Source organism: Pseudoalteromonas sp. Isolate3 (assembly GCF_022398505.1).
GTDB lineage: Bacteria > Pseudomonadota > Gammaproteobacteria > Enterobacterales > Alteromonadaceae > Pseudoalteromonas > Pseudoalteromonas apostichopi.
Genome location: NZ_JAKEVN010000070.1, coordinates 1 through 23,093, shown reverse-complemented (window position 1 = coordinate 23,093; position 23,093 = coordinate 1). Strand labels below are relative to the sequence as shown.

General features: G+C 41.6%; 23 protein-coding genes. 13 read left to right on the top strand and 10 right to left on the bottom strand.

Annotated elements, in window-relative coordinates; all coding sequences use genetic code 11:
- Nucleotides 1–948: DUF5700 domain-containing putative Zn-dependent protease (locus L1D46_RS13740; RefSeq protein ID WP_239977692.1), on the top strand; the 948-nt coding region annotated here is incomplete at its 5' end.
- A 22-nt stretch (nucleotides 949–970) separates the two neighbouring features.
- Here the strand turns inward: L1D46_RS13740 and L1D46_RS13735 are convergent.
- Complete coding sequence (locus L1D46_RS13735; protein WP_167657627.1) at nucleotides 971–1,393, bottom strand: hypothetical protein; 423 nt, start codon at nucleotides 1,391–1,393, stop codon at nucleotides 971–973.
- 144 nt (nucleotides 1,394–1,537) lie between these two features.
- Between L1D46_RS13735 and L1D46_RS13730 the strand changes: the two genes are divergently transcribed.
- Nucleotides 1,538–1,810 carry a hypothetical protein gene (locus tag L1D46_RS13730; RefSeq protein WP_239977691.1) on the top strand — a complete coding sequence of 91 codons (273 nt, stop codon included), beginning with the start codon at nucleotides 1,538–1,540 and terminating at the stop codon, nucleotides 1,808–1,810.
- 99 nt (nucleotides 1,811–1,909) lie between these two features.
- Nucleotides 1,910–2,257, top strand: coding sequence for a hypothetical protein (locus L1D46_RS13725; protein ID WP_239977690.1), 348 nt, complete (start codon nucleotides 1,910–1,912; stop codon nucleotides 2,255–2,257).
- Nucleotides 2,258–2,307: 50 nt separating this feature from the next.
- Here L1D46_RS13725 and L1D46_RS13720 read toward each other — a convergent pair whose 3' ends face one another.
- The 9 genes from L1D46_RS13720 to L1D46_RS13680 all read right to left on the bottom strand — a co-directional run bounded on the left by L1D46_RS13720 (nucleotide 2,308) and on the right by L1D46_RS13680 (nucleotide 11,883).
- Entirely contained in the window at nucleotides 2,308–3,186 is an 879-nt protein-coding gene (locus L1D46_RS13720) for a LysR family transcriptional regulator (protein WP_239977689.1), read from the bottom strand.
- Between the two features lie 388 nt (nucleotides 3,187–3,574).
- Nucleotides 3,575–4,231: a 3-oxoacid CoA-transferase subunit B gene (locus L1D46_RS13715; RefSeq protein ID WP_054561524.1), complete on the bottom strand. Its 657-nt coding sequence runs from the start codon at nucleotides 4,229–4,231 to the stop codon at nucleotides 3,575–3,577.
- Between the two features lie 11 nt (nucleotides 4,232–4,242).
- On the bottom strand, nucleotides 4,243–4,941 hold the full coding sequence (locus L1D46_RS13710; RefSeq protein WP_130051457.1) for a CoA transferase subunit A: 699 nt from the start codon (nucleotides 4,939–4,941) through the stop codon (nucleotides 4,243–4,245).
- An 11-nt stretch (nucleotides 4,942–4,952) separates the two neighbouring features.
- The gene (locus tag L1D46_RS13705; RefSeq protein WP_239977688.1) at nucleotides 4,953–5,858 is read right to left on the bottom strand and encodes a hydroxymethylglutaryl-CoA lyase; all 906 of its coding nucleotides are present in this window, start codon (nucleotides 5,856–5,858) and stop codon (nucleotides 4,953–4,955) included.
- Complete coding sequence (locus L1D46_RS13700) at nucleotides 5,858–7,822, bottom strand: acetyl/propionyl/methylcrotonyl-CoA carboxylase subunit alpha (RefSeq protein ID WP_239977687.1); 1,965 nt, start codon at nucleotides 7,820–7,822, stop codon at nucleotides 5,858–5,860. The genes L1D46_RS13705 and L1D46_RS13700 overlap by 1 nt, the downstream gene beginning before the upstream one ends.
- A gap of 8 nt (nucleotides 7,823–7,830) precedes the next feature.
- Nucleotides 7,831–8,601 (bottom strand): enoyl-CoA hydratase/isomerase family protein, encoded by a 771-nt coding sequence (locus L1D46_RS13695; protein WP_167657632.1) that lies wholly within the window; start codon nucleotides 8,599–8,601, stop codon nucleotides 7,831–7,833.
- A gap of 10 nt (nucleotides 8,602–8,611) precedes the next feature.
- The gene (locus L1D46_RS13690; RefSeq protein WP_130051461.1) at nucleotides 8,612–10,219 is read right to left on the bottom strand and encodes a carboxyl transferase domain-containing protein; all 1,608 of its coding nucleotides are present in this window, start codon (nucleotides 10,217–10,219) and stop codon (nucleotides 8,612–8,614) included.
- 9 nt (nucleotides 10,220–10,228) lie between these two features.
- Nucleotides 10,229–11,404 (bottom strand): isovaleryl-CoA dehydrogenase, encoded by a 1,176-nt coding sequence (locus L1D46_RS13685; protein WP_130051462.1) that lies wholly within the window; start codon nucleotides 11,402–11,404, stop codon nucleotides 10,229–10,231.
- Between the two features lie 44 nt (nucleotides 11,405–11,448).
- Nucleotides 11,449–11,883, bottom strand: coding sequence for a MerR family DNA-binding transcriptional regulator (locus L1D46_RS13680; RefSeq protein ID WP_054553803.1), 435 nt, complete (start codon nucleotides 11,881–11,883; stop codon nucleotides 11,449–11,451).
- 341 nt (nucleotides 11,884–12,224) lie between these two features.
- On the opposite strand from L1D46_RS13680, the gene L1D46_RS13675 reads away from it, so the two are divergent.
- From L1D46_RS13675 to L1D46_RS13630, 10 genes are all read left to right on the top strand, one after another.
- Nucleotides 12,225–13,406: an acetyl-CoA C-acyltransferase gene (locus L1D46_RS13675; RefSeq protein ID WP_217876669.1), complete on the top strand. Its 1,182-nt coding sequence runs from the start codon at nucleotides 12,225–12,227 to the stop codon at nucleotides 13,404–13,406.
- Nucleotides 13,407–13,498: 92 nt separating this feature from the next.
- Nucleotides 13,499–14,989, top strand: coding sequence for a CoA-acylating methylmalonate-semialdehyde dehydrogenase (locus tag L1D46_RS13670; protein ID WP_239977686.1), 1,491 nt, complete (start codon nucleotides 13,499–13,501; stop codon nucleotides 14,987–14,989).
- A 269-nt stretch (nucleotides 14,990–15,258) separates the two neighbouring features.
- The gene (locus L1D46_RS13665; RefSeq protein WP_178926991.1) at nucleotides 15,259–16,416 is read left to right on the top strand and encodes an acyl-CoA dehydrogenase family protein; all 1,158 of its coding nucleotides are present in this window, start codon (nucleotides 15,259–15,261) and stop codon (nucleotides 16,414–16,416) included.
- Nucleotides 16,417–16,426: 10 nt separating this feature from the next.
- Nucleotides 16,427–17,206, top strand: coding sequence for an enoyl-CoA hydratase (locus L1D46_RS13660; protein WP_178926990.1), 780 nt, complete (start codon nucleotides 16,427–16,429; stop codon nucleotides 17,204–17,206).
- Nucleotides 17,206–18,348: an enoyl-CoA hydratase/isomerase family protein gene (locus L1D46_RS13655; RefSeq protein WP_239977685.1), complete on the top strand. Its 1,143-nt coding sequence runs from the start codon at nucleotides 17,206–17,208 to the stop codon at nucleotides 18,346–18,348. Before L1D46_RS13660 ends, L1D46_RS13655 begins: the two co-directional genes overlap by 1 nt.
- Before the next feature lie 17 nt (nucleotides 18,349–18,365).
- Nucleotides 18,366–19,256, top strand: coding sequence for a 3-hydroxyisobutyrate dehydrogenase (mmsB, locus tag L1D46_RS13650; protein ID WP_062569062.1), 891 nt, complete (start codon nucleotides 18,366–18,368; stop codon nucleotides 19,254–19,256).
- Nucleotides 19,257–19,265: 9 nt separating this feature from the next.
- Entirely contained in the window at nucleotides 19,266–20,027 is a 762-nt protein-coding gene (locus L1D46_RS13645) for an SDR family oxidoreductase (RefSeq protein WP_130051468.1), read from the top strand.
- A 108-nt stretch (nucleotides 20,028–20,135) separates the two neighbouring features.
- Complete coding sequence (locus tag L1D46_RS13640) at nucleotides 20,136–20,624, top strand: hypothetical protein (protein ID WP_167657639.1); 489 nt, start codon at nucleotides 20,136–20,138, stop codon at nucleotides 20,622–20,624.
- A 55-nt stretch (nucleotides 20,625–20,679) separates the two neighbouring features.
- A complete protein-coding gene (locus L1D46_RS13635) occupies nucleotides 20,680–22,503 on the top strand; it encodes a serine/threonine protein kinase (protein WP_130051470.1) in 1,824 nt (607 codons plus the stop codon).
- A gap of 403 nt (nucleotides 22,504–22,906) precedes the next feature.
- Nucleotides 22,907–23,093: CPXCG motif-containing cysteine-rich protein (locus L1D46_RS13630; protein WP_239977684.1), on the top strand; the 187-nt coding region annotated here is incomplete at its 3' end.

Genomic DNA, 23,093 nt, shown 5'->3' with positions numbered 1-23,093 from the left:
GCTCTTTTACTGCCAACATTCATATCTGGAGTGCTTTCATTTAAGGCGTTTGCTAACGCCCAGTCAGCTGACGTCGAAGTAATTAATCTCGCGGATGATTTTTATACTTTATATCAGTCAACCCAGACTTTGGCACAAGAAAAGAGAGCAGAGCAGTTCTCTCAATATTTCGCTTCTCAATTTGCACCTTTTTATAGTGATAAAAGCTTTTTAAAAGCTATTGCGGGTTTTAGTGCAATAGAAGAGGTTTATCACTCAAAAAATAAGCGTTTATCTAAAGATTTAAATAGCAGTATGGAATCATTCATTGCTACTTTCCCCGATTTCAAATCTGAAACACCCATTTACATACTTCACTCGCTTGGAAGGTTCAATGGTGCAACTCGTGATTTGAATGGTAAGTCTTACTTAATGTTTGGTGTCGATCTTATGGCCAAATATCATAATTGGAAAAATGATACGCCATTTTTTCATCACGAACTATTTCATGTTTATCATGAAAATTTATTTCAATGTCATGTTGAGCTATGGTGTTCGATTTGGACTGAGGGTTTAGCAACTTACGTTTCACATCAATTGAGCCCGTCAGCGAGTGATGATGAATTGATGCTAAACATACCTGACAATCTGATTGAAAAGATTCAATCAAGAGAGCTGTATTCTCTCGTTGACCTTAAGAAAAAGTTTTATTCAATAAAGCCTGAAACATATTCTTCATTTTTCAATTTCACACAGGACGAGACAAACCTACCATACAGGAGAGGTTACTATCTAGGTTATATTTTAGCTAAAGAAATTGGCAAAAATTACAGCTTAGAACAATTGGCAAAATTGGATAAAAAGACCGTAGAGAGCCTATTACTTAAAGAGCTTGATTCATTAATAGAATCGCAAAACAAAAAACTAATAACACATAAACGACAAAACCCAGCCGAAGCTGGGTTTTGAGACAACACAATTCTGTGAGAAGTTATAAAGCTAAGTTCTTTTTAGCACGAGTTAAGTTGTGTTCAACTAACTCGTTACCTGAAATTTGTACTGCTTCGTAAAAGTCAGACAGTGCTGCAGTGTCGTTTTCAGACATGATGCGGGCAACACCACGATTGCTTAACGTAAACGACGTTAATTCGCGACGTTTATGACTAGGTACTTTACTAGAACTTAGTAAGCTGATTGCTTTTGAGCATAGTGTTTCAGCTTCAGAGAACTTTTTATCTTTTACACTCAAAGCGCAATCATTAAATGCCTGTTCGTATTGACGGTTTTCTGCAACATTAGCAGTAATAGACTGGTCAATTACCATCAATTTGTAGTCACTTTGATCAGCCACTGCCATAGCTGAACAAGTTAATAAAGAGCTAAGTGCAACGCGTTTCATAAGTGTACTAAACATAATCTTTTCCTCTATTTAAATCGGTATCAATCGCCGACAAATGAACTTTAATTGAACAGCGCAAATTCAACAAACGATAAAAAATGACCTAATAGATGAGGAAATTTAACCTATAGACTTTAGTCTAATGCAGTGAATTAATCTTTGAGCCGTCAGCCGTCAGCCGTCAGCCGTCAGCCGTCAGCCGTCAGCCGTCAGCCGTCAGCCGTCAGCCGTCAGCGCTCAAAAGCTGAATCAGTCAAAATAGAAACAATTTCAAAAAGACAATTTTGTGCACGTTCACAAACTTTAGATCAAGTCGTTGTTGCAGGTAAAAACTACGAAGAGAAAGAGCAGCGCAAAGCGTGTTTTAAACATGAAAATAACCGCTATGAAGCCATAACACATAGCATTGATGTTTATTACCGAAAGCTTTAACAGAGATAGTTTGAGATTCAGAAATTTCTGTGTATCTAATAAACGTACTAACTGATATAAATTACGGATAAACCCTATAAATGAGATAAGGAAATATATATGAAAAAACAGTTAGGTTTAATAGCAGGGGCATTACTAGTATCAACAAGTTGTTTCGCAGCTGATAGTTTTCAGGTAGAAACAGTTGTTTATAAAGCGAATGATTTACTAGCATCGCCAGTAATGCTGGTGGAAGAAAAGCAACCTGCGACCATCTCTATAGGTGAGGGGTTTAGCTATGAAGTTACTGTGATACCACAACATAATAATACAGCAGCTGTAGAAACATCAATCACGCTCGCTGGCAGCTATTTTACACCTTCTTTTATTGTGGAATATGGTAAAAAAGCGTCATTTGAAATTGGTGAAAACAAAGTGAGTATTTTGGTGACAAAGTCTAAAAGCTAAATTTTAAAAATTGACCCTCAATTAACTTGAGGGTCATTACGCTCTATCACTCACTTAAGGTGTTTAAAAGTATCTATCATCCATTTAATAAATAGCTCTAGTTGTGCATTGGTTTCTGCCGGCTCGTGTTGTACTAAGTAGTACTTATCTTTGGTTTTTAGTGGCATATCGGTGAAATTAAATAACCACTGCTCATCAAACCAAGTTTGACTAATTGGCAAGGGGATAAGAGCAATACCCATGCCCTGTTGAGCCGCACGTGCCACACCAAACATACTATCAACCTGAATAATTTGTTTTGGTGCAAAGTCATCAATACCAGCATGCTCTGCCCATTGATGCCAAGCCCACGGCCGTGCTTTATGTAGAATAAGAGGTACTTCGTTTAAGGCCTGAAACGGGTTTTCTTGCCATGCTTGCCAGTTTTCTTTATTGCAAGCTGGTGTGTACGATAGCGAAAATAGCTCATGTACAACGCCTTCATGCGGTTTAGACGAAGACAATACAATCGACAAGTCGCTTTGCTTAGTCAGTTCTTTACGCGTTTTTAAGGTATTAAGCTGTAAGTTTGTATTTGGATGATCGCTAGTCCATTCGCTTAGTTTTGGCATTAAAAGCTCACTGGCGAAAAACTCAGGTAGCGTAATACTAATAGTCACATTTTCTTGTAACTGACTAAACTCATTGATGGTTTTTTCTAGCGCTTTAATAAGCGGCGATACAGAGTCATAAAAATTCTTACCAGCCGCAGTTAAGCGGATAGAGCGGGTTTGACGTTCGAACAGTTCAATACCCAATTGTTCTTCTAATTGTTTGATCTGATGGCTTACGGCAGAAGGCGTAAGGTAAAGCTGGTTTGCTGCATCTTTAAAGCTAAGAGTGCGAGCAGCAAAACAAAATGAGCGTAAGCCACGTATAGGTGTTTGCATAGTTAATTTCAGTAAGTCTCAATAGCGCTTGTTAGTTAATTAACTGCTAAGCAATTATTATCCCAAAATGTAAAAAAATAGAGATTAAAGAATGAATATAGCTAACTCTTGCTATATTGTATAAAAAACAGCCGCGAATCGCTCGTTTAATCTATGTTTAGGCTAATGTTTAGCAAAAAAGTGATCTTAGCAGTTTTACCTTTTTGGTAATAGTCTAAGTAATAGATACTAGCGATTCACTAAGGTAGGGCATTTTATACTATTTATGTGACAAAATGGTGCGGCGAAAGGCTAACTTTAGATAAAAAAAATCCCTCTTGCGAGGGATTTTGGGTAACTCAGCGCCATTGGCACTGGGAATGAGGTCGGTACATGGGATGTGAGTAGCTTAAAAAGCCATCTCTGGAACATCACCTTCAACAAGCAATTTGCCTGCCGTTTTGCTAATGATTTCGTCTACCGACACGCCTGGAGCGCGTTCGATTAGATGAAATGCGCCGTCTTTAACTTCTAGTACGGCTAAATCAGTTACGATTTTCTTTACACAGTTAACCCCAGTTAACGGTAAAGTGCAACTTTCTAATAACTTAGAGTCGCCATGCTTGCTTGCATGCGTCATCGTAACAATAATATTCTTCGCGCCAGCAACGAGGTCCATCGCGCCACCCATGCCTTTAATTAGCTTCTTTGGGATCATCCACGATGCGATGTTACCGTTCTGGTCAACTTCAAATGCACCTAATACTGTTAAGTCTACATGACCACCCCGTATCATGGCAAAACTATCTGCACTATTAAATATTGCTGCACCTGTGGCTGCTGTCACGGTTTCTTTACCCGCATTGATCATATCTGCATCAACTTGGTCTTTAGTTGGGTACGCACCCATGCCTAGTAAGCCATTTTCAGACTGTAGCATGACTTCGATGCCATCTGGGACATAGTTAGCAACTAGAGTAGGGATACCAATACCTAGGTTTACGTAATAGCCATCTTGTAGCTCTTGTGCAACACGCATTGCAACTTGTTCACGTGATAATGCCATTTTATTGCTCCTTAATCGCGAGTTGTTACACGTTCGATGCGTTTTTCAAAGTCGCCTTTGATCACGCGATTAACATAAATACCTGGGGTATGAATTTGGCTTGGCTCAAGTTCACCTGGTTCTACAATCTCTTCTACTTCAGCAACAGTAATTTTACCTGCTGTCGCAGCCATCGGGTTGAAGTTCATTGCTGTATGGCGAAATACAAGATTACCGTAGCGGTCTGCTTTCCAAGCTTTAACAATGGCAAACTCACCAGTAATTGATTCTTCTAAGATATACGGGCGGCCATCAAACTCTTTGACTTCTTTACCTTCGGCAACAGGGGTACCGTAACCCGTTGCAGTATAAAATGCTGGAATACCAGCACCACCAGCACGCATTTTTTCAGCGAGCGTCCCTTGCGGTGTCAAAACTACATCAATTTCGCCATTTAAAAGTTGTTGTTCAAAAAGCGCATTCTCGCCAACATAAGAAGCGATGATTTTTTTAATTTGTTTATCGTGAAGTAAAATGCCTAAACCAAAATCATCTACACCACAGTTGTTCGAAACAACTGTTAGGTTTTTAGTCTGTTTACGCTTAATTTCACTGATAAGTCCTTCAGGAATACCACATAAGCCAAAGCCACCAGCGATAATGGTATCGCCATCTTTTAAACCTTCCATTGCAGCTTCATAACTTGAAACCACCTTATCGAAACCGGCCATGAGCCTACTCCTTAATTATTCTGAGTGTTCTTTAGAGCAAGTGATACCTTGCTGACAGGTTGTTTATTTAATGCACTACAAATAGCCCAACCAGCTTTCGCCAGTCTTTCTAAATCAATTCCATGCTCTATGCCAAGCCCTTGTAGTAAGTAAACTACATCTTCAGTGGCAACATTTCCTGACGCGCCTTTGGCATAAGGGCAACCACCTAGGCCTGCAACAGCACTGTCAACCGTTGCTATACCGCGGTTTAGCGCGGTGTAAATATTTGTGAGCGCTTGTCCATAGGTGTCGTGAAAATGTACAGCGAGTTTCGACTTATCAATATGTTGCAAGAGTAAATCTAATAACTCATCTACTTTTTTCGCCGTACCAACACCAATGGTGTCACCTAGGCTAATTTCGTAACAACCAAGCTCGAGTAATCGCTCTGATACTTTTAATACATCATTGTAGTCGACATCACCTTGATATGGGCAACCCATAACGCAGCTAACGTAACCTCTAACACGAATGTTATTCGCTTTGGCAAAAGCCATGACATCTTTAAAGCGATCAATACTTTCATCAATAGAGCAGTTGATGTTCTTTTGACAAAACGCTTCGCTTGCAGCTGTAAAGATAGCAAATTCTTGTATGTCGACTTGTTTAGCTGCTTCTGCACCACGTAAATTCGGGGTGAGGGCACTTAAATTAACGTCTGGTAAATTTAAAGCGTTTATTACATCGCTAGAATCAGCCATTTGTGGCACCCATTTAGGTGACACAAATGCGCCTGCTTCAATATCTTTAAGACCAGCTTCAGCTAGGGCGTTGATCAGTGCTACTTTATCTTGAGTACTAACGGCTGCTTCATTTTGTAAACCGTCTCTGGCGCCAACTTCTACAATGCGAACAAAATCAGGAAACTGTGCCATTACGCCTCCGGCTCTTCAACAATCGCTAGCATATCACCGTGACTCACCAGTTCACCTTCAGCAAAGCAATAGCTCGTTAATACGCCATCATGCGGGGCATTAAGGGTGTATTCCATTTTCATAGCTTCAATAATGACGACCGCATCACCTTTAGAAACAGTACTACCTACCTCAACTAAATGCTTAACAACAGTACCGTTGAGTGGCGCGGCAAGTGGTAGTGCATCACTTTCGTGCTCACTAATATAGTGTTTATCAATCAGCTCAAGCACCTTTTGTTGTGCTTTGTACATCACTGTGATGTGACAGTCTGTTTGATTAATATGAGCAACAACTTTTTCGCCATTAACGACTAGGTTTGCAAGGCCATTTTCAACGTTGCCCGAAGTTGTATAGTCAACCCCGTCAAGGCTTATTCTAAAACCATCTGAGGTTTTAACCGCATGAACGTCTAGATCAACAAACGGAATCGTGGTTTTAGCGTCACTGTTTAGCATAAAGCCTGTTAATTGTTGCCATGGGCTGCTGCTTTCACTTTTTAGTTGATGTGCATACGCATAGGCTGCCACCACGGTTGCAATAACTGACTGTTGCTCGTTTTTAGCAACAAGGCGCTCACCTTGGTCTTCAATAAAGTGCGTATCGGGTGCACCTGCTTGAAAAGTAGGGTGGTTAGTAAGGTTATGTAAGAAATTAACGTTACAACTAAAACCTGCTAGGTGAAATTGCTCAAGTGCTTTCGATAAACGCCCCAGTGCTGCCTCGCGGTTATCGTCATGAACAATTAATTTAGCGATCATAGGGTCGTAGAACGGGCTAATTTCATCACCTGCTGCAATGCCTGTATCTATTCGTACAAATTCAGATTCGTTCGGTGTAAATAGGGCGTCAATGTGACCAGAACACGGAATAAAGTCATTGCTAGGATCTTCCGCATAAATACGCGCTTCAAAACTGTGGCCTTGTAGCTGAATATCAGCTTGGTTAAGAGGTAATGCTTGACCTGCCGCAATGTTGATTTGCCAATTAACCAAATCAACACCAGTTACCATTTCTGTTACTGGGTGCTCTACCTGTAAACGGGTGTTCATTTCCATGAAGAAGAATTCTTCACCGCATAATAAAAACTCAACCGTACCTGCACCGCGATAGTTAATCGCTTGGGCACAACGTACCGCTGCTTCACCCATTTCTTTGCGAAGTGCATCAGATAAACCAGGTGCTGGGGCCTCTTCAATTACTTTTTGGTGACGTCGTTGTAAAGAACAGTCACGATCGCCTAAGTACACACAGTTACCATGACTATCGGCAAAAACTTGTACTTCAACGTGGCGAGGTTTAGTGACATAGCGCTCTAGAAGTACTAAGTCGTTACCAAACCCGGCTTTAGCTTCACGTTTTGCGCCTTCAAGTGCACTGATAAAGTCTTTTGCGTGTTCAACAACTCGCATGCCTTTGCCACCGCCACCAAAGGCCGCTTTGATTAGTACTGGATAACCAATTTTTTCAGCTTCTGCTTGTAAGAAATCAGTATCTTGATTGTCACCATAATAACCAGGCACTAAAGGCACATTTGCTTGGTGCATAATTTCTTTAGCACGGGTTTTTGAACCCATGGCTTCAATGCTTGATGCTGGCGGGCCAATAAAAGCGATATCATTTTTTTCGCATGCTAGTGCAAAGTCACAGTTCTCAGATAAAAAACCATAACCGGGATGAATACAATCAACATCTGCATGTTTAGCAACGTCGATGATTTTGTCTGCTACTAGGTATGAATCTTTACTTGGTGCAGGTCCAATGTGATACGCCTCATCAGCTAGCTTTACATGCTGAGCATGTTTATCCGCATCTGAGTACACAGCGACCGTCGTTAAGCCCATTTGTTTAGCTGTACGCATAACACGGCAGGCAATTTCACCACGGTTGGCAACGAGAATTTTTTTTAATGATTTTGTTGTCATAATGGTTCCTATTTCTGCCAGTTAGGGGCACGTTTTTCAAAAAAAGCAGTGAGACCTTCTTGGCCTTCTTCAGATACACGAATGCGTGCAATGCGCTCAGCGGTTAATTCAATAAGTGCATCATCAATTTCTTTACCTGCGACATCATTAATAAGCTGCTTCGCTGCTTTGACAGCGACAGGGCCATTGTTAACCAGACTTTGTAAGTGTTTGTCGAGGGCTGTTTGTAAATCGCCAGTGACCTGGTGAATTAAACCAAGTTGTTTAGCCGTGTGAGCGTCAAATATCTCTGCCGTTAAAAAATAACGACGTGCAGCGCGCTCACCAATGGCTTTAATAACATAAGGGCTGATAACTGCAGGAACGAGACCTAACTTTACTTCACTTAGGCAAAATTGTGCATCGTCTTGACATATAGCTATATCACAACAGGCAATTAAGCCTAATGCACCGCCAAAGGCTGCACCTTGCACTGCACAAACCGTTGGGTGAGGGCTTGTAGCAAGTACTTTCATAAGCTTAGCGAGCTGCATTGAATCCGCTAAGTTTTCAGCAAAGTCATTGCCAGCCATAGATTTCATCCAGTTTAAATCAGCGCCAGCAGAGAAGTGCTTACCTTCGGTTTTAAGAACCAGTGCGCGCACATCACAGCTATTTGCATGTTCAATTAAACGGATCAGTTCACTGATGACTTCTTCGTTAAATGCATTGTGTTTTTCAGGGCGACTTAGTACCAGCACAGCCACATTTGATTTTGTTATTTCGAGTGTTACTGACATAAGGCCTCCATTACATTCTAAATACGCCGAACTGTGAATCGCGCTCTGGTGCATTTTTAGCTGCGCTTAAGGCAAGCCCTAATACATTGCGAGTATCAGCAGGATCGATAATGCCATCATCCCAAAGGCGGGCACTGGCGTAATATGGATGACCTTGTTTTTCGTATTGCTCGATAATTGGCTTTTTAAACTCGCTGACTTGCTCATCAGTCATGCTTTCGCCTTTACGGGCTAAACCGTCTTGTTTAACTTGTGCAAGAACGCCAGCAGCTTGTTCACCACCCATCACAGAGATACGGGCATTTGGCCACATCCACATCATGGTTGGTTCAAACGCGCGGCCACACATACCGTAGTTACCTGCACCATACGAGCCACCAATTAACACGGTGAATTTTGGCACATCAGCACATGAAACAGCGGTTACCATTTTTGCACCATGTTTGGCGATGCCTTCGGCTTCGTATTTTTTACCAACCATAAAGCCAGTAATGTTTTGTAAAAACACCAAAGGGATTTTGCGTTGTGCACATAGTTGTATAAAGTGCGCGCCTTTTTGCGCTGATTCACTGAATAAAATGCCGTTGTTGGCAACAATACCGACAGGGTGACCAAATATTTTTGCAAAGCCGGTTACTAAGGTTTCGCCAAAATAGCGTTTAAATTCATCAAATGATGAATCATCAACAACACGGGCAATCACTTCGCGGACATCAAATGGCTTTTTAAGGTCAGTACCAACAATGCCGTATATTTCGTTAATGTCGTAACGCGGCGGTTTAACATCATCAAGTAAGGGTGCAGTAGGGCGCTGATAATTAATTCGTTCGATACATTGGCGTGCAATTGAAAGTGCATGAGTATCGTTTTCAGCATAGTGGTCGGCAACACCTGATGTTTTACAGTGAACATCGGCACCACCCAGCTCTTCAGCACTGACTTCTTCACCAGTCGCCGCTTTAACCAGCGGTGGGCCTGCTAGGAAAATTGTTCCTTGTTCTTTTACGATAATACTTTCATCTGCCATAGCCGGTACATATGCTCCACCTGCGGTACATAAACCCATTACGACCGCAATTTGTGGAATGCCTTTACCAGACATACGTGCCTGATTGTAGAAAATACGGCCAAAGTGTAATTTATCTGGAAATACATCATCTTGTTCAGGCAGGTTTGCACCGCCTGAATCGACTAAATATATACAAGGTAAATGGCAACGTTCAGCGATATCTTGTGCACGTAGGTGTTTTTTTACTGTAAGCGGAAAGTAAGTCCCGCCTTTTACGGTGGCATCATTGGCGATTATCATACATTCAACGCCTTTAACACGACCAATACCAGCCACAACTCCAGCACATGGAATGGCTTGTTCATAGACGCCAAATGCAGCAAATTGAGAAATCTCTAAAAATGGTGAGCCTTCATCAAGTAGTGTTTCAATACGGTCTCGAACAAATAATTTACCACGGCCTTGATGACGCTCAATCAGGGCTGGACCACCACCTAAACGGATATCAGCTACCTTTTCACGCAAGTCACTTACGAGTGCTGCCATGTTGTCGTGATTTTGCAAAAATTGCGGATCGTGTGGATTTACACTCGATTTTAAAATCGTCATAACAAGGTCCTATCGGCTTTCAGTGAATAATTCGCGGCCAATTAGCATGCGGCGGATTTCAGATGTACCTGCGCCAATTTCATATAGTTTTGCATCACGTAATAAACGACCTGTCGCATATTCGTTGATATAACCATTACCACCTAAGATTTGGATAGCATCAAGCGCCATTTTAGTCGCAAGCTCTGCCGCATATAAAATCGCACCAGCAGCATCTTTACGTGTTGTTTCACCGCGGTCACAGGCACGCGCTACCGTGTAAACGTATGAACGAGCTGCATTCATTTGCGTGTACATGTCAGCGATTTTGCCTTGAATAAGCTGGAATTGACCAATTGGGCTATCAAATTGCTTACGCTCATGAATATAAGGAACAACAATGTCCATACATGCTTGCATAATGCCAAGCGGGCCAGCTGCTAGTACAACACGCTCATAATCAAGACCACTCATAAGTACTTTTACGCCTTCGTTTAAGTTACCTAGAATGTTTTCTGCTGGTACTTCACAGTTTTCGAACACTAATTCACAGGTGTTAGAGCCGCGCATACCAAGCTTGTCTAGCTTTTGCGCTGTTGAGAATCCAGGCGTGTTACGCTCTACGATGAAAGCTGTAATCCCTTTAGGGCCGGCATTTAAGTCTGTTTTTGCATAGATAACAAAGGTATCGGCATCTGGACCATTTGTGATCCACATCTTGTTACCGTTAAGCACAAATACATCGCCTTTTTTCTCAGCTTTTAATTTCATTGAAACTACGTCAGAACCAGCATTTGGCTCACTCATCGCAAGGGCACCAATGTGCTCACCACTGATTAGCTTAGGCAGGTATTTTTCTTTTTGTGCTTGAGTACCATTACGGTTAATTTGGTTAACACATAAGTTTGAATGAGCACCATAACTTAAACCAATCGATGCACTTGCACGGCTAATTTCTTCCATTGCAATGACATGTTCAAGGTAACCAAGGCCTGCACCGCCAAATTCTTCCGGCACTGTCATACCCAATAAACCCATTTCGCCAAGCTGTGGCCAAAGTTGATTAGGGAAGGCATTGTCTAAATCTGTTTGTTCCGCAAGTGGGGCAATTTCTTGGCTAGCAAAGCTATTAACGTGATCGCGGATCATGTCTGCTGTTTCGCCAAGTCCGAAGTTCATTTCTTTGTATAGTGAAATAGTGCTCATAATGTGTGTTCCTGTGAGAGTCTGTTGACGAGATTGTTGTCAGGTTATTCGTCTAAATTATTAAGGGTTTCACGACAGCGACGTTCTGCTGTAACCAATTCCATCAGTACGACTTTAATGTCGTCCATTTGTTGGCTTAGGTCCGCTTTTTTCTCTGCGATAAGGTCAAGCATAGTCACAAGCTGTTTTGCACTTGATTTATCTGCATCGTAAAGTTCAAACAAACGGCCCGTTTCAGCCAAGGTAAAACCTAAGCGTTTACCGCGTAGAATAAGTTTTAGCCTTACTTTGTCGCGTTTTGAATAAATACGGGTTTGACCATTGCGATCAGGTGAGATCAGCCCTTGGTCTTCATAAAAGCGGATAGAGCGGGTTGTAATATCAAATTCTTTTGCTAGTTCGCTGATACTAAACGTTTGCTCATTGCTAGCAGGTTCAACTGCTGCGCTTTCGAAGTTTGTTTGATTGTCTTGTTTCATGATTTATTTACCTCATTCGAATAACACCAATATAAGTGAAGTTTACGTAAAGGTAAAGGGTGATTTGGGAGTTATACTTTAGACTTATAAAGATAACTGGTTGGATTTGTTGAAAAGCCTAATTTATCTAGCCTTGTAAGCAGATGTTCGATTTTTAATACAACAAAATACAGATAAGTTTACAGTTTTAGCGACCGCAAAAAAGTTGATTTTAGATTTACGTTGGCGTAAACGTAAATATTATGTATGCTGAATTAAATCGAATTTAAACTATAACAAATTAACTGTTTGGTTACACATGATTTGAACACATGATGATAACCACTTACATGGAGCCAATTATGACTACTGAAGCCGTTGTTATTGTTGCCGCAAAACGTACCCCTATGGGTGGTTTTATGGGCGCACTAAGTGGTGCACACGCAACTGATTTAGGTGCTACAGCTATTAAAAGTAGCTTAGAGCAAGCCGGTTTATCAGCCGATAAGATTGATGAAGTAATTATGGGTTGTGTATTACCAGCTGGTCTTGGTCAAGCACCTGCGCGCCAAGCGATGTTAAAAGCGGGCCTTAATCAAGGTACTGGTGCAACAACAATTAATAAAGTATGTGGCTCTGGCTTAAAGGCTGCGATGTTTGCCCATGACTTAATTAAATCAGGCTCTATCAACTCAGCGGTTGCTGGTGGCATGGAGAGCATGAGTAACGCGCCTTATATGTTACCGAATGCACGTTCAGGTATGCGTATGGGTCATGGAGAAGTAAAAGATCACATGATGTGTGATGGCCTTGAAGATGCTTACGACAACAAAGCAATGGGTTGTTTTGCTCAAGACACTGCCGATCAGTATTCAATTGGTCGTGAACAAATGGATAATTTTGCGCTTAACTCACTGACTAAAGCAAATAGCGCGATTGAAACCGGCGCATTTGCGAACGAGATTGCAGCGCATACTATCTCTACGCGTAAAGGTGATGTGACTGTTGCGATTGATGAGCAACCAGGTAATGCACGTCCTGATAAAATCCCTGGTTTACGTCCTGCATTCAAAAAAGACGGCACTATTACAGCTGCAAACTCTTCATCAATTTCTGATGGTGCAGCAGCGCTTGTGTTAATGCGTGAGTCAGATGCTAAAGCACAAGGTTTAACACCACTTTGTCGTATCGTTGCTCACAGCACACATTCACAAGCACCTAGCGAATTTACGCTAGCACCGGTTGGCGCTATGCAATCGCTTTTAGAAAAAGCAGGTTGGTCTGTTAATGATGTTGATTTATGGGAAATCAATGAAGCCTTTGCGATGGTGACTATGCTTGCAATTAACGAGTTAAAACTTGATGAAAGCAAAGTAAATGTCAATGGCGGTGCTTGTGCACTCGGCCACCCAATTGGTGCCAGTGGCGCGCGTATCTTAGTAACGTTAATTCATGCATTAAAGAATCGTGGTCTTAGCAAAGGTGTTGCCTCACTGTGTATCGGTGGTGGTGAAGCTGTTGCTATGGCAGTCGAAGCAATTTAATTACGTTTTCGAACTTAATCTCTCACAGCCGCAACGTATTTTAAAAACTATCATGTTGCGGCCTCTTTATACCCACTGGGGAGGAGTGCCTCATGCACCAAGTACCTTTATTTATCAACGGCGAATTTACCCAATCAAGTTCAACGCAGCTGATTGATGTTATCAATCCTGCAAATCAAGAAGTGTTAGCTCAAGTTCCGTGTGCAACGGATGCAGAAATGGATGCAGCCATTGCCTCTGCAAAAGAAACATTTAAAACATGGAAAGAAGTGCCAATTTCTGAGCGTGCGCGCATTATGATGAAATACGCTGCACTACTAAAAGAAAACCATGACGAGCTTGCGACGATTATTTGTCATGAGTTAGGTAAAACATTTGAAGACGCCAAAGGCGATGTTTGGCGTGGTATTGAAGTTGTTGAGCAAGCAGCCAATGCACCATCATTAATGATGGGCGAAACTATGGAAAACGTAGCCCGTAAAATTGATACCTATTCTTACATGCAGCCCTTAGGTGTATGTGCGGGTATCACGCCATTTAACTTCCCTGCGATGATCCCATTATGGATGTTCCCACTGGCTATTGTGTGCGGTAATACCTTTATTCTTAAACCATCAGAGCAAGATCCATTAACACCAATGCGTTTAGCTGAACTATTTGTTGAAGCAGGTGCACCAAAAGGGGTGTTACAAGTTGTTCATGGTACAAAACCACAAGTTGACCGTTTATTAGAAGACCCAGCAGTACGTGCTATTTCATTTGTTGGTTCGTGTGGTGTAGGTGAATACATCTATTCAAAAGGCACAGCAAACCTTAAACGCGTGCAAGCTTGTGTAGGTGCAAAAAACCACATGGTTATTATGCCTGATGCAAGTAAATCGCATGTTGTAAACAACCTTGTAGGTGCGTCTGTAGGTGCTGCGGGTCAGCGCTGTATGGGTATTTCGGTTGCTGTATTTGTTGGTCAAGCAAAAGACTGGGTTGATGAAATTAAAGCAGGCTTTGAAAACGTACGCCCTGGTGTATGGGATGATGCTAACGCGGCTTACGGCCCACAAACATCAAAAGCAGCTAAAGATCGTATTTTATCACTTATCGCAAGTGGTAAAGCACAAGGTGCAACGTGCTTAATTGATGGCTCTGACTTTACTGTTGAAGGTTACGAGCAAGGTAACTGGGTTGGTCCAACGCTATTTACTGATGTAACAACCGAGATGGATTTATACAAAGAAGAGATCTTTGGTCCTGTATTGGCTTGTATGTTTGTAGATACTCTTGAGGAGGCGATTGAGCTTATCAATAACTCGCCGTACGGTAACGGTACTTCGTTATTCACATCAAGCGGCGCTGCTGCACGTAAATTCCAACATGAAATCGAAGTAGGTCAAGTTGGTATCAATGTGCCAATTCCTGTGCCACTACCGTTTTTCTCTTTCACAGGTTGGAAAGGCTCATTCTACGGTGATCAACACACCTATGGTAAGCAAGGTATTCGTTTTTACACAGAAACGAAAACAATTACTTCACGTTGGTTCGAGGATGATATCGCCTCAGGTCCTAACATGAGTATCAACCTTAAATAAGCCGTAATTAATTTACTGCTGAGCGAGCACACGCTCGCTCAAAGAACACACATTTAAACGACAATAAGAGTTATACCAACTCACTTAATTAAGTGAGATTTTTGAGGCAAATAAATCTAGTTGATAACAAGGCAAAAATTTCGTTATTTAGTTGTTCTAAATGAGAAATTTTTAACGCAGGTAGCGACAGATTTAATCCCTCAAAATACTTAAGTATTATTGTGGGTTGGTATTCACACAAGAATAAGACAACAAAATAGAGGTCTACTATGGACTTTAATTTAACCGAAGATCAGCAAGCGTTTGCTGAAACAGCCCGTCAGTTTGCAGAGTCTGAACTTGCTCCATACGCAGCTAAGTGGGACCAAGAACACATTTTCCCTAAAGACACGATAAAAGCAGCCGGTGAGCTTGGCTTTTGTGGTTTATATACCCCAGAAGAAGCGGGTGGCTTAGGTTTATCTCGCCTAGATTCAAGCATTATTTTTGAACAGCTTGCCATGGGTTGTACAGCAACGACCGCTATGTTGACCATTCATAATATGGCAACGTGGATGATTGCAAGCTTTGGTACTGATGAAGTTAAAGCCCAGTACTGTGAGCAATTAGTGATGGGTGAGTTACTTGCTTCTTATTGTTTAACAGAGCCTGGCTCTGGCTCTGATGCGGCATCGCTAAAAACTAAAGCAGTAAAAGAGGGCGATGAGTATGTGATCTCAGGCTCTAAGATGTTTATCTCGGGTGCTGGTGAAACTGACTTACTCGTTGTTATGGCTCGCACTGGTGGCGAAGGCGCAGCAGGTATTTCGGCTTTTGTTGTTCCTGCTGACGCAGCGGGTATTGAATACGGTAAAGCTGAAGAAAAAATGGGCTGGAATGCCCAGCCAACACGCTTAATTAGTTTTGAAGGTGTAAGAGTTCCTGCGGCTAACTTATTAGGCCAAGAAGGCGAAGGCTTTAAGTTTGCAATGCAAGGCTTAGACGGGGGTCGTATTAATATTGCTACCTGTTCATTAGGTACAGCACAAGCAGCTCTTAATACTGCTCGCGAATACCTAAAAGAACGTGAGCAATTTGGTAAGCCATTAGCTGCTTTCCAAGCATTGCAGTTCAAAATTGCCGATATGAACACAGAACTTGTTGCGGCTCGTCAAATGGTTCGCTTAGCGGCATTTAAACTAGATACCGGTGATAGCGAAAAAACCACTTATTGTGCAATGGCAAAACGTTTTGCAACAGATGTTGGTTTTAAAGTCTGTGATGATGCACTGCAAATTCACGGTGGTTACGGTTACATCAAAGAATACCCATTAGAGCGTCATTTTAGAGACGTACGTGTGCATCAAATACTTGAAGGCACAAACGAAATCATGCGTGTGATTATCGCACGTCGTATCTTAGCCGAGTCAGCTGGCGACATTCTATAAGGAGCATACTATGTCTAATCCATCGATTGATTTAAATATTGAAGGTAACGTAGCGGTTTTAACCATGAACAACCCGCCAGCGAATACCTGGACACAAGATACATTAACAGCACTTAAAGAGACTGTGACTGAGCTAAATGCCAACAAAAATGTGTATGCATTAGTGATCACAGGTCAAGGTGAAAAGTTCTTTAGCGCTGGTGCCGATTTAAACGTGTTTGCCAGTGGTGACAAAGGTGTAGCTGCAACTATGTCAAAAGTGTTTGGTGATGCATTTGAAGCACTAACCAATTTCCGTGGCGTATCAATCGCGGCAATTAATGGTTATGCCATGGGCGGCGGCCTTGAAGTTGCACTTGCTTGTGATATTCGTATTGCCGAAGAGCAAGCACAAATGGCATTACCAGAAGCAAAAGTTGGCTTACTGCCATGTGCTGGTGGTACGCAAAATCTTGCATGGCTTGTAGGTGAAGGCTGGGCAAAACGCATGATCTTATGTGGCGAGCGCCTAAAAGCAGACAAAGCACGCGAGATAGGCCTTGTTGAAGAAGTGGTTGGCGCTGGCGAAAGTTTAGCTGCGGCAATGAAACTTGCTAACCAAGTTGGCGAGCAAAGTCCGGTTGCTGTGACGGCATGTAAAGAACTTATTCAAAAAGGTCGCACGCAACCAATGGCTCATGCTTTACCACTAGAGCGTGAGTTATTTGTACAATTATTTGATACGCAAGACCAAAAAGAAGGTGTGAATGCGTTCTTAGAAAAGCGTAAAGCTAATTGGGTAAATGGCTAATGACTAATGTAACACTACTAAATCATCAAGATGCGCCTGTGGTGTTTGAAACTGCTGAGGCCGCAAGTGGCCTCATTGCAATTGCTACACTCAATGCGCCAAAATCGTTAAACGCCTTAAATTACGACATGATCCAACTGCTTGAGCCTCAGCTTAGAAAATGGGCTGAAGATGACACTGTTGCCATGGTTATTTTAAAAGGTGCTGGCGAAAAAGCATTTTGTGCCGGTGGCGATGTAGTAAGCCTGCATAAAGCAATGAGCACGTGTGAGCCAGCTAATTACATCGAAGATTTTTTTACCCTTGAGTATAAATTAGACTATCTTATTCATTGCTATGAAAAACCAATTTTACTTTGGGGTAATGGCATTGTTATGGGTGGCGGCTTAGGTTTAATGGCAGGGGCAAGTCACCGCGTGGTAACAGAAACCTCTCGTATTGCAATGCCTGAGCTTACCATTGGTTTATACCCTGATGTTGGTGGCAGTTATTTCTTACATAAAATGCCTGAGCAAGTTGGTCTATTTTTAGGATTAACTGCAGCGTCTATCAATGCTGAAGATGCATTGTTTGTAAATCTTGCTGATCACTATGCAACTGCCGATAAATATGATGCTATGTTAACGGCTATCACTGATGAAAAGTGGGGCAAAACGGCTTCATTAAACCACGAAAAGCTGACTAAAATTTTAATCTCAATCGATAATATTTCAGGCCGTGTACCTAAAGGAAACGTAAAGGATAATCTTGAGGTTATTCAAAAGTTGGCTGAATTTGACTCATTGCAGGGCAAAATCGACTACATCCAAGGTTTAGATACCGAAGACAAATGGCTCACACGTGCGCAAAAGTCATTAGCGCATGGTTGTCCGCTTAGTTGTGCGCTGGTTGAACGTCAATTAGCAAACTCAAAAGAGATGACATTAGCACAGTGCTTCAAAATGGAACTAGGCATGTCGGTACGCTGTGGCGAAGTAGGCGAGTTTCAAGAAGGGGTCCGTGCGCTATTAATCGACAAAGACGGTGCACCTAACTGGCAGTTTAAATCGCTTAGCGATATCGACGAAGCAGTTGTAGATAGCTTCTTTACACCACGCTGGGATGAGCAAACTCATCCACTCAATTCGTTAACTTCATCTTAAGTCCAAGGGGTAAACAAATGGCTAAATTAACAATAGGATTTATTGGTTTAGGCAACATGGGTGGCCCGATGGCGGCAAACCTTGTTAATGCGGGTCACACAGTTCGTGTGTTTGACTTAAATAAAACAGCAGTAAGTGAACTTGCCGATAAAGGTGCAGTTGCTGCAAATGATGCGGCTGAGTGTGCCATTGGTGCAGATATATTTATCAGTATGCTTCCGGCAAGCAAGCATGTTAAGTCGCTTTACTTAGGTGAAACGGGTCTTATCAACTTACTTGATAGCAAAACCTTAGTCATTGACTGCTCAACCATTGACGCAGAGTCAGCGCGTCAGGTGGGCAGCGAACTTGCTCAAAAAGGCATTGATTTTGTTGATGCGCCTGTATCAGGTGGTGTTGCTGGTGCAACAGCAGGCACTTTAACCTTTATCGTTGGTGGTGAGCAAAGCCACTTTGAAAAAGCTAAGCTTGCTTTAGTTGATATGGGTAAAAACATCTTCCATGCTGGTGATATTGGCGCTGGCCAAGTGGCAAAAATCTGTAACAACATGCTACTGAGCATTTTAATGGCAGGTACCAGTGAAGCCCTGCAAATGGGTATTAACAATGGGCTCGACCCAAAAGTGTTAAGTGACATCATGACCGCAAGCTCTGGCCGTAACTGGACACTTGAACTTTACAACCCATGCCCAGGTGTAATGGAAACGGCACCAGCAAGTAATGATTACAAACCGGGCTTTATGGTTGATTTAATGGCGAAAGATTTAGGCCTTGCTATGGAAGCGGCTCAACAAAGTAATTCATCTACCCCAATGGGGTCAATGGCGAAGAATTTATACACTATGCTTCAGCACCAAGGTGCAGGTAGTGATGATTTTAGCGCTATTTTTAAATTATTCTCGAAGTAGGAGTTTGTTGTGGAAATTAAAAACAACAACATCGTAATTACAGGTGGTGCGCAAGGTTTAGGCTTTGCGATGGCCGAAAAATTTGCATCACTTGGTGCTAACATTGCACTTATCGATATGCAACAAGACGTACTTGATACTGCAGTATCTGCACTTTCTAAACATGGCACAAAAGTGATGGCTTATGCTGCCAATGTGACCGATGAAGACGCTGTTGTAGCAACGTTTAATACTATTAACAAAGACTTTGGCCATATCGGTGTGTTAATTAACAATGCAGGTATCTTACGCGATGGTATGTTTATTAAAGCGAAAGAAGGCAAAGTGGTTGATAAAATGTCGTTGGCTCAGTTTCAATCAGTGATTGATGTGAATCTTACCGGTGTATTTTTAGCAGGCCGTGAAGCCGCGAGCCACATGATTGAGTCAGGCAAAGGTGGCGTTATCGTTAATATGTCTAGCGTTGCACGCGCTGGTAACATTGGCCAAACAAACTATGCTGCATCTAAAGCCGGTGTTGTTGCGATGACAACAGGTTGGGCGAAAGAGTTAGGTCGCTTTAATATTCGTGTTGGTGCAATCGCACCGGGTGTTATCCGCACTGCGATGACAGATGCGATGAAACCAGAAGCAAAACAACGCATGATGGCGGTAACGCCTGTCGGTCGTTTTGGTGAAGCTGAAGAAATAGCCCAAACAGCACAATACATTGTAGAGAATGATTTCTTTACGGGTCGTGTTGTTGAAATTGATGGCGGTATTCGCCTTTAATTTTAAATGGTAACCCTTTACCCATTGAAAGTACCAAAACGGTAAGCCTAGCTTGCCGTTTTTTTATTTTTAAAGTATCTTAACTTCATAATTATAAGGAGATTTTTTATGAACACTCATGGCATTACAGTATCAATGAGCAAGGGAATTAAAGCTAACTTCAAACTGGGTGAACATTTAATTGAATACTGGGGTTCTGCTTACTCAGGTAAAGAAGTTCTGAAAGTAGACGGTGAATTAATAGCAGAATCACGTAACTTTAAAACAAAATCTGTTCATGAGTTTAATATTGATGGTAAATCCTGTCAGTTGTGTATAAGCGTTAAACCCTTCTTCAAGTTCTCAGCTGTTATATCATTAGAGTGTGAAGGTGAATTAGTACAACGCTACAGAATCACATACGGTAAAACACGAAAAGTCGCTTGGTATTTCAGGTATCTCGATCCCTTAGCATTTTTTGTTTTGGGATGGATATTCATGGCAGAAGTCATATCACTCAACGAGCTTATTTTACTTGCTGGCGCCATCTTAATTTTTTCAGAATTAGTCTTTAAAAATCATGGCTGGATCATCGAAGAGCAAAAGCCTTGTAATTAACTGTCTAGCAATCAATAATTAAGCGGTTAAATGCCGCTTAACTTTGAGAGATGCAGTGAATCCCAAACAAATCCGCAATTTTTATATCAATGAAGAACAGTCTGTTTACTTGCTGTCTCACCATGATGCTAAAAAGCACCGCCAATGGCTTAACATTTGTATTAAACAACTGACCTTGCTTGGTTACAGTGACGTTGAATTGATTGGTTCTGGAGCGTTTGGATTTGTTTTTGCGGGTGTTGATGATGAAGGCTTACCATGGGTATTTAAGTTTTCACGTATAACCCTTGCACAAAGTGTACGTGATCGCCTAGAAGACGAAGCCTACATGCTTTCGCAAGTTAATAACCCGCTCGTGCCAAAATTTTATGCTTTTGAGCGCATTAAAAAGCAAGGTATTTTAATGATGGAGCGCGCTCTAGGTGAAGACTTAGAAAAAATATCCATCAAACAGGGGCGTTTTAGTGCAGCAAAAGTCATGGCGCTGGCTCTTAGGCTACGCAATGTGCTTGTAGATTTGCGTGAACACAAAAATGGTCTAAGTCCACAGCCAATTGTGCATGGCGATATTAAACCCTCTAATATTGTTTATGATGAACAAACCAATAAATTGTCGTTGGTAGACTGGGGCAGCTCTGTTTATGCACAAATAGACGCTGAAGGGAATCCGGTTGCCAGCAATTTTATGGATCTTATGTCTGCTGATATAAGCACCACGAATGCACGTATGGGTGATGTGTATTTTATTGGTGACGAGCAAATGTCAGGTGGACAATCATCGCCACGATTTGATGAACAAGGTGTTGCCTCAACCCTTTATGCATTAGCCTCAGCTCAATCTTGCCGATTTGGTGCAGCGGTTATTCCGGCTACAAGTTTAAATTTACCTATGGAGCTTGCCCGAGTCATTGATGGTATGCTTTCAAAAAATAAGGCCACTCGCGATGGGGCGGGTGATTATTTTATGCGTAATATGCCTACAATGGCTAAAGCTTACCTACCTGAGCTACCTCGTAAAGTCATTCGCCCTTATATTCCTTATTGGTTTAGTGAGTTTGATGAGCACCCAGATACGGTGGTTTACAGCTCACGTAAGCAATTTTTAAGGCAAGCCGACCATAATCAACAATTACTTGATGTAAATGACGCTCAGCTCGATAGATACTACAAAGAGTTTTTATTTGATACCGGCGACACCGAAAAAGCTTTTCTGGCATCAATAAGCCGTTTAGCTAAATACCCGGTAGTAGGGGGCTTGAGCTTTCATTGGAAAGAAAACTCCCTGTTTGTTGAGTCTTCACTTATTCTGCATGATGAAACACTTGGCACTGCGTTTACCGATGCCATAAACAACACTGTGATGTTGGCGCAGGGAATTGAACAAAAAGGTCTCTTTAAATGTTGCCTGTTTGATGCACGTAAAACCATTCAGCTGGAACGGGATGGCACCGGTGCATTTAAGTTTGAGCATTTACCTGAGCTTGATTATGAAGTAATGGATTTACAAGCCTCAGACGTAACCAGACCGCATTCTTACTTTGAAGATGGTAAAGACCCTGATGAGCAGTTACAGCTCCCGAAAAAGGTCATTAAGTGCGTATTTGAGCTAAACCAAATACACCATACTGGCTGTATCATTTTTGAAGCCTTACCTGATAGGATGAAAATACATCATTACTATCGTTTGCTTGATGCCAGTAAAGAGCCTGAATTTAAACGCTTATTAAGCAAGCTTATGCAATATGCTGTCAATATCACTGATGTCGGTGTGGCAGGCTTTATGAAGCTACCTTACAAGAATACCCGTGAATTTGATTTGTGCACTAAACAGCCTGATGAGTTTTATCCGCGAGATCCAAAAAGAGTGTTAGACATCTGAGCCTTCTGCCTTTGGCTTATACATCGGCTAGTGAGAAAGACAAAATTGGCAACCACCTTTTCGTTCAAAATGGGTAACTGGGCACATATCAGAATGGGATTGTAAGTAGTACTATCATTTACCATTTCCTTTTATAGGTGTTCGGTGGCTAGATTTGTGCTTTATAGAAGAAGTGGTAGACGTCAGAGGGAATCAATCTATAAAAGAGCATGATCATTCTCAGAGGTTAACTGAGCTTTAAGATAAGATAGGTTTATCTTACGAAAAAGGCAAAACAACTATAAGGGTTTGGGGATATCTTCCTAAGTGCCATGAGCTTTTTGATACAACCTAATAATTACATGTTTGAATTTATTTAAATAAAAATTACTAACAGTAATCTCAATAATAAGGAACATAACTGATGAATCAATTAACAGAGAAAAGGATTACTTGTCCTTATTGTGGTGAGCAAATAGAAATCTTGCTAGATCCAGCAGACTTGGATCAGCAGTACATCGAAGATTGTCAGGTTTGTTGTAAGCCAATAAACTTTTTAGTTTTTGAAAGCATAGATCAAGAGCTTTCAGTTACAGTATCAAGTGATGATG

Excerpts from the sequence above, each read along its gene's own strand:
- L1D46_RS13735 (WP_167657627.1), bottom strand. The coding sequence starts at position 1,393 with ATGTTTAGTACACTTATGAAACGCGTTGCACTTAGCTCTTTATTAACT.
- L1D46_RS13725 (WP_239977690.1), top strand. The coding sequence starts at position 1,910 with ATGAAAAAACAGTTAGGTTTAATAGCAGGGGCATTACTAGTATCAACA.
- L1D46_RS13720 (WP_239977689.1), bottom strand. The coding sequence starts at position 3,186 with ATGCAAACACCTATACGTGGCTTACGCTCATTTTGTTTTGCTGCTCGC.
- L1D46_RS13715 (WP_054561524.1), bottom strand. The coding sequence starts at position 4,231 with ATGGCATTATCACGTGAACAAGTTGCAATGCGTGTTGCACAAGAGCTA.
- L1D46_RS13710 (WP_130051457.1), bottom strand. The coding sequence starts at position 4,941 with ATGGCCGGTTTCGATAAGGTGGTTTCAAGTTATGAAGCTGCAATGGAA.
- L1D46_RS13705 (WP_239977688.1), bottom strand. The coding sequence starts at position 5,858 with ATGGCACAGTTTCCTGATTTTGTTCGCATTGTAGAAGTTGGCGCCAGA.
- L1D46_RS13700 (WP_239977687.1), bottom strand. The coding sequence starts at position 7,822 with ATGACAACAAAATCATTAAAAAAAATTCTCGTTGCCAACCGTGGTGAA.
- L1D46_RS13695 (WP_167657632.1), bottom strand. The coding sequence starts at position 8,601 with ATGTCAGTAACACTCGAAATAACAAAATCAAATGTGGCTGTGCTGGTA.
- L1D46_RS13690 (WP_130051461.1), bottom strand. The coding sequence starts at position 10,219 with ATGACGATTTTAAAATCGAGTGTAAATCCACACGATCCGCAATTTTTG.
- L1D46_RS13685 (WP_130051462.1), bottom strand. The coding sequence starts at position 11,404 with ATGAGCACTATTTCACTATACAAAGAAATGAACTTCGGACTTGGCGAA.
- L1D46_RS13680 (WP_054553803.1), bottom strand. The coding sequence starts at position 11,883 with ATGAAACAAGACAATCAAACAAACTTCGAAAGCGCAGCAGTTGAACCT.
- L1D46_RS13675 (WP_217876669.1), top strand. The coding sequence starts at position 12,225 with ATGACTACTGAAGCCGTTGTTATTGTTGCCGCAAAACGTACCCCTATG.
- L1D46_RS13670 (WP_239977686.1), top strand. The coding sequence starts at position 13,499 with ATGCACCAAGTACCTTTATTTATCAACGGCGAATTTACCCAATCAAGT.
- L1D46_RS13665 (WP_178926991.1), top strand. The coding sequence starts at position 15,259 with ATGGACTTTAATTTAACCGAAGATCAGCAAGCGTTTGCTGAAACAGCC.
- L1D46_RS13660 (WP_178926990.1), top strand. The coding sequence starts at position 16,427 with ATGTCTAATCCATCGATTGATTTAAATATTGAAGGTAACGTAGCGGTT.
- L1D46_RS13655 (WP_239977685.1), top strand. The coding sequence starts at position 17,206 with ATGACTAATGTAACACTACTAAATCATCAAGATGCGCCTGTGGTGTTT.
- mmsB (WP_062569062.1), top strand. The coding sequence starts at position 18,366 with ATGGCTAAATTAACAATAGGATTTATTGGTTTAGGCAACATGGGTGGC.
- L1D46_RS13640 (WP_167657639.1), top strand. The coding sequence starts at position 20,136 with ATGAACACTCATGGCATTACAGTATCAATGAGCAAGGGAATTAAAGCT.